The following is an 8,779-nucleotide window of genomic DNA, read 5'->3' on the forward strand; positions in this document are numbered from 1 at the left end:
AAAAACTGAGAGAGATCTTGCTTAGATTCTTCAATGACCCCATGCATAACATCAACATAATTTAAGGACGGAGGTACCAGTTTAAGTCTTTCACTTTCCATCTAAACTCCGATATTAGGAAGTACTTATAACGCCCAATTAAGTAGCTGACAACGCTACCAATACACTCAAACTTACCACCAAAAACACTGAAGCTAAACCGAGTTGAAAATGCCAAGCGTTGACAGTCTGCTTAAATTGCTTGTTAGGTGTGGGTTCAACGATGCTTGTACTGAGTTGGGCAATAAGCTCGTGTAATATCAGAACTTCGCAGCTTTTCGTGTTTGGTTAAACGTCCTGAAACTCGAGAGCGCCACAATTTAAAACTGCCACTTCTAAGTTTGCTGCGCATGAAGCGAATAACCTCAGCTTCATTCAAGCCAAATTGTAATTCTATTGCCTCAAACGGAGTTCTATCTTCCCAAGCCATTTCAATAATTCTCGATGCTCTTTCTTCTTGTAGAGTCATTTTGCAGTCCTAAGTTAAAAAGTCGCTTTCTATACGCTAATTTCTAACTTATGGTTCACAAAATATATAGCTTGACCTTCCAAACACCTAACGCCGCATTAAGGTGTGAGCGGCGCTTGGCTATACTTGAGCGAAGCGAAAACGCCAAGCGTTGCGAATCACTCTTGAATGCTTTGTTATGTGCCTAATTAGCACCCTCTCCACGGACATTCGTAGGAATCTTCTGAGTAATGATTTGATTTGCCATCCCCAAGCTGTGAAAAGCCCCAAAACATCAGCGCATTAATGATAACCAAAACAATGATTAACCTCATTTTTAAATTACCTATTTATCGCTTTAACAAAGTTTATTAAGTTTTTTTGATGCTTTTCATATTTGTATACACAGTTTTCAGGGGTAAATTCATCTTTAGCCTCTTGAGGCAGTTGCTCCCATAAAGCCCAAGATGCTTGTACTAATTGAGTCAAGTTTTTTTTACTAGGCTCTTGGACACCATAATGAATAAACGACGCTTGTAGCCAACCATCAAATAAAGAAGGAGAAAATTTCATCCCAGATTTAGATGAACAATAGACAACATCATTTACAGCAAACATAGTATTGATTACTTCATCCTTTACATCACCTTCTGAATTGGCACTCGATAAGTGCGAAAAGAATAAGAACGAAAGAGCTATAGACGCTAATATTAGTTTTTTCATATTTATATTAACCAATTGATATTTTATGGTAAATCGTACCATAAGAATACTCCGGGCTCTATCGAATTCAGTTTCAACTAAACGTGGGGTACTCGGACACATAACGCCGCATTAAGGTGTGAGCAGCACTTGGCTATACTTGAGCGTAACGAAAGCGCCAAGCGTTGCGAATCACTCTTAAATGCTTTGTTATGAGTATTTTGGTTTCCGCCGCCTTTTTCTTTGTTCCAACCAGAGCTCATATTTTCCTTTAAATAGAACCTTGAGCTCTTGATTTGATAAAGGCTTCATTTTGTCAAAGTCAGCTGGTGGCACACCAACTAATTTTTCATCCCAACTTTTAGGATAGTCCTCGTTAGAGATACTAAAGCCAGCCCCACGTACTTTTGAAAAGCCTTTTAATTTGGCAATACGCAAAGTGCATTGAGTTTCAACCAGTTCGGATTTCCACTTAGTCTTTGGGAGTATTTCACTACAATGGACAACTTTAATTGGCTTATGTTTTTTCGTCCAAGCTGAGCCAACCTTGTCGCCCATTTTAAAATGAGTCCAAAGCCTCAAGCCAATGTCTTCAGCAATGCCAACGTAATAATTTTGATTTTCTAGTTCTAAAACATAAACGTACATACTGATGAATACTCATAACGCCGCGTTAAGTGGCGAGCAACGCTACCACCCTGCCTAAACCATTGTGCCATAAACACTGAAACTGACCTAAAACTCAAAATGCCAAGCGTTGGGAGTCCGTCTTTAACGCCTTGTTATGTGGTTCTAGGCGCAAACATTATGATTGCCATTCCAAGTATTGCCACTGAAGCTCCCACAATGTCCCAAACAGTCGGACGAATACCATCGACAACCCACAACCAAAGAATAGCGACAAAGATATAAACTCCACCATACGCGGCATACACTCGACCTGCAGCCGTTGGATGAAGCGAAAGCAACCAAGCAAATAGAGCAAGACAGAAAGCAGCAGGTACAAGAAGCCAAACGGATTTATCTTCTTTGAGCCAAAGATAAGRTAGGTAGCACCCTAAGATTTCAGCGATTGCTGTTACAAAGAATAAGCCTATTGTTTTAATTTCTAACACCTGAAAATCCTATTTTTACTGCAACCACATAACGCCCAATTAAGTAGCTGGAAACGCTACTAATACGCTCAAATTTAACACCTTAATCACTGAAGCTAAACCGAGTTGAAAATGCCAAGCGTTGACAGTCTGCTTAAATTGCTTGTTATGTGCGTAACCTTTGTGCCGTAATGAATTGTTCACAGCACTCATTACACAACCAGGTACTTCCACCATAGTGATAGCCAAACCCAGACTCTTCATCAAATGTATGGAATATTGTCCAGTAACATATTAAACAATGATCGTGCTCACCTGAGTTAGAGTATTTTTTAAATACCCAATTCTGCTGGCTTGCCCAATCGACGTTATCTTGAATATCATCAAGTTTCCATTTACTTCCGTGAATTATGACTTTTTGAGCCACATATATCTCCTAAGCTCATAACGCCCAATTAAGGTGTGAGTAACGCTACCACGAAACTCAACCACGCCACCGTAAACACTGTACTCAAATTAGAACCAAAAGTCCCAAGCGTTAGGAATCACTCTTAAATTGTTTGTTAGGTGTGGTCTAAATTAGTACTTTTTGAAGTTATCTAAGCTTCTACCACCCTCACCCGATATATTCAAGATACGGCAAACAACTTCAAAATATTTAGGTTCTATTCCTGGGATTTCTTTGCACTCACCATGCTCGTTAAGTGAGCGAATTGTCGGGAAGTGTCCCACAAGCTATTGTTGGTTATGTAATCATTTACTTGTGTGTGTTTTGAGAACCCATTTGCCTTAAAGATATCTATGTATTCTTGAATTTCCATACTTTCTGCTTGGCTTAAACTCATTCCTTTCAAGACGCGGTGTGCTTGATGTTTTGTACTGTACTCCTTGTAAAGTAAATACTGTTTCTCGAATTTAGTACTACCGCCGGAGACTAACAATTGAAGTTGGTGCCAACTCAATTTTACTATATTAGTAATATGTATAGTTGACCGTTGCCCCTTTCGATCTGTCACTTGAACGATTTCATTGACCTTAAAGTTCGCAATTTTACGGTATAAGACAGGATCGTATTCGAATTTTTTCTCAGTAGTTACCGCTGTAGTGAAAAGAAACTTATGTTGCTTAACCAATGAAACTTGAGGTTTTACAAGCCGAGCTATTACTAATTCAGGTTTGGGTATTGGCTCAGATTTAAGCGCCTCTTCAAGTGTATTTCCAGTCTGTAGTTTCCCCAGTACCTTTTCTGCAGTTGCGCGACTAAATTCATGATGAATTAACTCATCATTTTGAAAAATGCCGTAATGCGTTCCAAGGCTATTATTGCTAATTCTATTAATTTTGAAACTCACTCTTTAAACTAACCTATTGAACACCTAACGCCGCGTTAAGTAGTGAGCAACGCCTACCACCTAACCTAAACCATTACACCGTAAACACCAAAACTGACTTGAACTGAAAGTGCCGAGCGTTGGGAATCTGTCTTAAACGCTTTGTTAGTTTGCTTACATGATGCAGCCAAGTTTTAGCGCCAAGGTGCTGAATTGGTTATGAAACTACTAGTTTTGAACAGCGATGTAAAACTGAAAACTACAAAACTTAAACTCAGCCAACAAAACGAACTAGGCTAAGAAGCGACATGCGATAAACAACCACAGTTTGAAATGTTTTAGCTGACAAAGGATTCATTCGACCAACCTGACAGCCAAGTTCGACAAACCACTATTTTACGGATTAACCACCAAGAAAAAGAAGCCGCGCGCAATGCACTAAGTGACCAAAGTTACTGATGCGGGGAGATGAATAACGTTGAACTCAAAGAGCCGAAAGACACTCTACGCGCAAGGAGATTTGGTTGCACAACTTTCGAAAAACGAACAGGTGTACAGTACAAACACTGAACTAGGCTCTTTGACTAAAAACGCTTTTCTACTTTTGCAAACTAACGCCGTATTAAGGTGTGACGCACACTTGCCATACTATGAGCGAAGCGAAACTGGCAAGCGTAAGGAATCACTCTTAAATGCTTTGTTAGGTGATTACTCTTCACCGACCTCTTGTTTAAGTTTTTTAATATTGAGCCGTGTTATTTCATCTTGCATTGGTTGTAAAATTTTATGCCATGTTCTAAAGCCGTAACCTACCATTACACTCCCAATTGTTATAATTAAACTAATGCAGATGAGGAAGAATTTTTTATTGCTCGTAGATACTTGAAGCTTACTTTCGATAACTTGAAGCCGAGCATCTTCTTCTAAAGAACGAACCTGTTCAGGTATGTGACTTAACTTTTGGTATTCAACAGTAAACTCATACACTAAATTGTTTGTTGACTGATTAACATATAGCAGTGAACCTGACGCAAAGATGACTAGTAGTAAGCCAAACAAAGCATAAAACTTATAAAYATTATCTGTTGGTAATGGGATTCGACTTTCCACACTGTCTCCAAAATTAGTAGTTTCACCTAACGCCCAATTAAGGTGTGAGCCACGCGACCACGACACTTAATTTGGACGCCGTAAACATTGAACTTGACCCAAACCAAAAATGCCAAGCGTGGGGAATCACTCTTAAATTTTTTGTTAGCCCTTTACAACAAAGGCAACCATGGGCTTATATCCTTTAAGCGATGTCCTTTATAGTGTTTAGAGTTAGCGATTGCATGATAGGACCTAGTTAAACTCACTATTGCTGGAATAATGAGCAAACAGAATAGCCACTGAATTGGGTCAGCATAGCCTAGTACAATTGCCAATAAATTAGCAAAGCACAATACCAAAAGGACCCAATTACATCTAATCGTAACTCTCTTGAAACTGCAGTATCCATCCCAATCATAAATAATCCAGTCATTTGAGAACTCTCCACATTGAGAACACTTTTTGCTATGGGGAATCGACTCAGACTCTGCATTGCAGTTAGGGCAACGTCCTTTCATAACTATATGTACCTTTTCGTGAGGGCTAACGCCGCGTTAAGTAGTGAGCAACGCTTCCACCTAACCTAAAACCTTGCCACCTTAAACACTAAAGCTGACCCAAACTAAAAATGCCGAGCGTTGGGAATCTGTCTTAAACGCTTTGTTAGTTTGCTTACATGATGCAGCCAAAGTTTAGCGCCAAGGCGCTGAATTGGTTACAAAACTACTGGCTTTGAATGCCAATGTAAATCTGAAAACTACAGAACTCAAACCCAACCAACAAAACACACTTGGCTTAGAAGCGACATGCGATAAACAGCCACAGTTTGAAGCATTTAAGCTGACAAAGGATTCATTCGACCAACCTGATAACCAAATGCGACAAAGCCACTATTTACGGGTTAACCATCAAGAAAAAGAAGCCGCGCGCGATTCACTAAGTGACCAAAGTTACTGATGCGGAGAAATGAATAACGTTGAATTCAAAGAGCCGAAAAACACCCTACGCGCGATGAGATTTGGTTACACAACTTTCGAAGTACGAACAGGTGTAAAGCATAGAAACCAGACTAGGCTCTTTGACCCAAAACGCTTTTCTACTTTTGCAAACTAACGCCGCGTTAAGTAGTGAGCAACGCCACCACCCTACCTAAAACCTTGCCACCTTAAACACTAAAGCTAACCCAAACTGAAAATGCCGAGCGTTGGGAATCTGTCTTAAACGCTTTGTTAGTTTGCTTACATGATGCAGCCAAAGTTTAGCGCCAAGGTGCTGAATTGGTTACAAAACTACTGGCTTTGGACACCAAAGTAAAACTGAAAACTACGGAACTCAACCCTAGCCAACAAAACACACTTGGCTAAGAAGCGACATGCGATAAACAACCACAGTTTGAAGCACCTTAGCTGGCAAAGGATTCGTTCGACAAACCTGACAACCAAGTGCGACAAAGTCACTATTTACAGGTTAACCATCAAGAAAAAGAAGCCGCGCGAGATGCACTAGGCGACCAAAATTACTGATGTGGAGAAATGAATAACCTTAAACTCACAGAGCAGAAAAACACCCTACGCGCACTGATGATTTGGTTGCACAATTTTCGAAAAACGAGCAGGTGTAAAGCACAGAAACCAGACTAGGCTCTTTGACCAAAAACGCTTTTCTACTATTGTAAACTAACGCCCAATTAAGTAGCTGACAACGCTACCAATACACTCAAATTTACCACCTAAATCACTGAAGCTAAACTGAGCTAAAAATGCCAAGCGTTGGCAGTCTGCTTAAATTGCTTGTTAGGTATATTTAGCCTGCCTTACCGATAAATTTGTAGCATACAGAGCTACAAAKCCAAGAARTTARGACAGGCAGTGGCARCATAGCTAAAAAGTACTCTATATTRAATTRCGCAATAAAATGACTAGTTCCTATTAACAGCCCAATATAGCAAGGTGTTTAAATGACAATTTTTTATTATTTAAAGACAGCTTTGTTACGAAAGAAGAAATGATAAATCCACCTCCGCCTAGCAACCCCCAAACTAAAGCATGTATTGAAAATACGGGAAAAAGACTAAAGTACCCTAAGTGAGCGGCATAATTGCCAAAGGTATATCTTGATGCCAATGTTTAAAGGGAACGTATTCATAACCACTAGGCTTACCTACTTTGGGGATTTCTAACCACTCTATTCGTTTGTAGGCGAAAGGACCTGAGCCATAGTCACCCACATACTTTTCCATCAACCCATCTGATTTAGTAAGCAAACCTAGAAACTCATCATCGCTATCAACAAACTTCCAGAAACACTGATTTAACATCAATTCAGGAACATCTAAAACCGTGAAGGCTTTACGCCATTTAGCGTTTGACATTAATGAAACCGTAAATCGATTTTTGATGACCTTATCAAGGTATTCATCAATTCTTGCTGGCATGCAGAGCCTCCAAAAAAACGTATAACGCCGCATTAAGTGGTGAGCAACGCAGACCACTAAACTTAAACCATTGTGCCGTAATCACTTAATTCAAAACAAACCGAAAACGCCAAGCGTTGGGAATCCGTCTTAAATGCTTTGTTAGGTGTGTGCTAGCCCTGCTCACTGAACTAATAAAAGGCATAACTCCGAATAACAATTACTCACTTTTTCTAGCGAACCGTACCCACCGATTAGATCGCACACGTATATTGCCTCATTAGAGCAGTTATACATATAAGTCTCTCCTCCACCATTGCTACCTATAGCTATGTAATCTTGAAAGCCTGAATCATAGCTAGGCTGGAGTTCGCGAACTTCATGTTGAGAATAAAGAATAAAAGGAGAATACCAATGTACTGTTTCATCCAAAAAATCAAACTCGGTCAGCGTATTTTCCGCGATATCTTTTTGGATTCTACTTGGCAATAGTTTGTATTTTTCAATCAAAGTTACTTTAAAACCTTCAAAACACCTAACGCCCAATTAAGTAGCTGGCAACGCTACTAATACACTCCAATTTAACACCGAAACCACTGAAGCTAAACCGAGTTGAAAATGCCAAGCGTTGACAGTCTGCTTAAATTGCTTGTTATGTACGTATTTGAAACTGTACTCCTGAGCATTCCAGTACCACATCACCAAACTCGCCTACCAACCTAAATTTTGGGCAACTATCATCAAAATAATCGATATTTCCATAATCAATAGAACCGTCAATATCTTGCGTGCACTTAACTAATTCTTGCTCTAACAGACCCGTTATATAAATTACATTGGAGAAAATTATGTAACCAACCTTATAGCAAGTATGTTCATTATTTGTAGGTAAATCGTAGTATGGCGAGTCGGGCCAAATACTAAACTCAACATTAATTACTAACCTTGTCTCACTCAGGGACCACCCGAGTACAAAAGAATCTTGCAGGTCTATCCCATTAAGATAATTCAAATTTAAACCTCTAGTACATAACGCCCAATTAAGTAGCTGACAACGCTACCAATACACTCAAACTTAMCACCGAAATCACTGAAGCTAAACCGWGYTGAAAATGCCAAGCGTTGGCAGTCTGCTTAAATTGCTTGTTAGCTTATATCACCATTCGTTCAAGAGAAGACGCCTCAAACCAGAAGCAATCATTTTCATAGTCTGGAGCACTAGATAATTCATCGAACGGRTCTAAAGATAAGAATACTGTCGATTCAAGGTATAAAAGTTTTACTTSAGAGATRTATTMACAACCAAAGTCTTCATAAATTGAGTACCTTGTAACGCCTGACAACGTATATCGATATTCTTGATCGCCCACAATCCGTAATACCAACTCTATAGAGTGAACCTTCTGCACCCAATCACTACTTACAGTTAARCCCACCACCTTTGAATCTCGGATATCAGAACAGTCGATCATTTCCACATATCTCCCTTGTAAAGCTAACGCCGCGTTAAGTAGTGAGCAACGCTACCACACAACCTAAACCATTACGCCTTAAACACAGAACCACACCTTGAACTAAGAATGACAAGCGTTGGGAATCTGTCTTAAACGCCTTGTTATGCTAACATGAATTTAGATGTATCAGTCACATAAGGAAACAA

General features: G+C 39.5%; 9 protein-coding genes and 1 pseudogene. 1 reads left to right on the forward strand and 9 read right to left on the reverse strand.

Going from position 1 to position 8,779, the window contains the following annotated elements:
- The 8 genes and pseudogenes from L4C37_RS21670 to L4C37_RS21705 all read right to left on the reverse strand — a co-directional run.
- Window positions 1-101, reverse strand: a pseudogene (locus tag L4C37_RS21670) (GNAT family N-acetyltransferase); the annotation flags it as partial.
- A gap of 155 nt (window positions 102-256) precedes the next feature.
- Entirely contained in the window at window positions 257-508 is a 252-nt protein-coding gene (locus L4C37_RS21675) for a TIGR03643 family protein (RefSeq protein ID WP_429769984.1), read from the reverse strand.
- Window positions 509-829: 321 nt separating this feature from the next.
- Window positions 830-1,252, reverse strand: a complete 423-nt coding sequence (locus L4C37_RS21680; RefSeq protein WP_429769986.1) for a hypothetical protein — start codon at window positions 1,250-1,252, stop codon at window positions 830-832.
- 147 nt (window positions 1,253-1,399) lie between these two features.
- Window positions 1,400-1,837 (reverse strand): GIY-YIG nuclease family protein, encoded by a 438-nt coding sequence (locus L4C37_RS21685; protein WP_123309600.1) that lies wholly within the window; start codon window positions 1,835-1,837, stop codon window positions 1,400-1,402.
- Window positions 1,838-1,971: 134 nt separating this feature from the next.
- Window positions 1,972-2,304, reverse strand: a complete 333-nt coding sequence (locus L4C37_RS21690) for a YnfA family protein (protein ID WP_429769988.1) — start codon at window positions 2,302-2,304, stop codon at window positions 1,972-1,974.
- 145 nt (window positions 2,305-2,449) lie between these two features.
- The gene (locus tag L4C37_RS21695) at window positions 2,450-2,710 is read right to left on the reverse strand and encodes a hypothetical protein (RefSeq protein ID WP_429769990.1); all 261 of its coding nucleotides are present in this window, start codon (window positions 2,708-2,710) and stop codon (window positions 2,450-2,452) included.
- 238 nt (window positions 2,711-2,948) lie between these two features.
- Window positions 2,949-3,635: a hypothetical protein gene (locus L4C37_RS21700; RefSeq protein WP_429769992.1), complete on the reverse strand. Its 687-nt coding sequence runs from the start codon at window positions 3,633-3,635 to the stop codon at window positions 2,949-2,951.
- A 687-nt stretch (window positions 3,636-4,322) separates the two neighbouring features.
- Window positions 4,323-4,724, reverse strand: coding sequence for a hypothetical protein (locus L4C37_RS21705; protein ID WP_429769994.1), 402 nt, complete (start codon window positions 4,722-4,724; stop codon window positions 4,323-4,325).
- A 693-nt stretch (window positions 4,725-5,417) separates the two neighbouring features.
- On the opposite strand from L4C37_RS21705, the gene L4C37_RS21710 reads away from it, so the two are divergent.
- The gene (locus L4C37_RS21710) at window positions 5,418-5,663 is read left to right on the forward strand and encodes a hypothetical protein (protein ID WP_137375643.1); all 246 of its coding nucleotides are present in this window, start codon (window positions 5,418-5,420) and stop codon (window positions 5,661-5,663) included.
- Window positions 5,664-6,786: 1,123 nt separating this feature from the next.
- On the opposite strand, the gene L4C37_RS21715 is transcribed toward L4C37_RS21710, so the two are convergent.
- Window positions 6,787-7,140: a hypothetical protein gene (locus tag L4C37_RS21715; protein ID WP_429769996.1), complete on the reverse strand. Its 354-nt coding sequence runs from the start codon at window positions 7,138-7,140 to the stop codon at window positions 6,787-6,789.
- Window positions 7,141-8,779 lie beyond the last annotated feature (1,639 nt).

Origin of the sequence: Vibrio kagoshimensis (genome assembly GCF_050337535.1) — a bacterium.
Taxonomy (GTDB): domain Bacteria; phylum Pseudomonadota; class Gammaproteobacteria; order Enterobacterales; family Vibrionaceae; genus Vibrio; species Vibrio gallaecicus.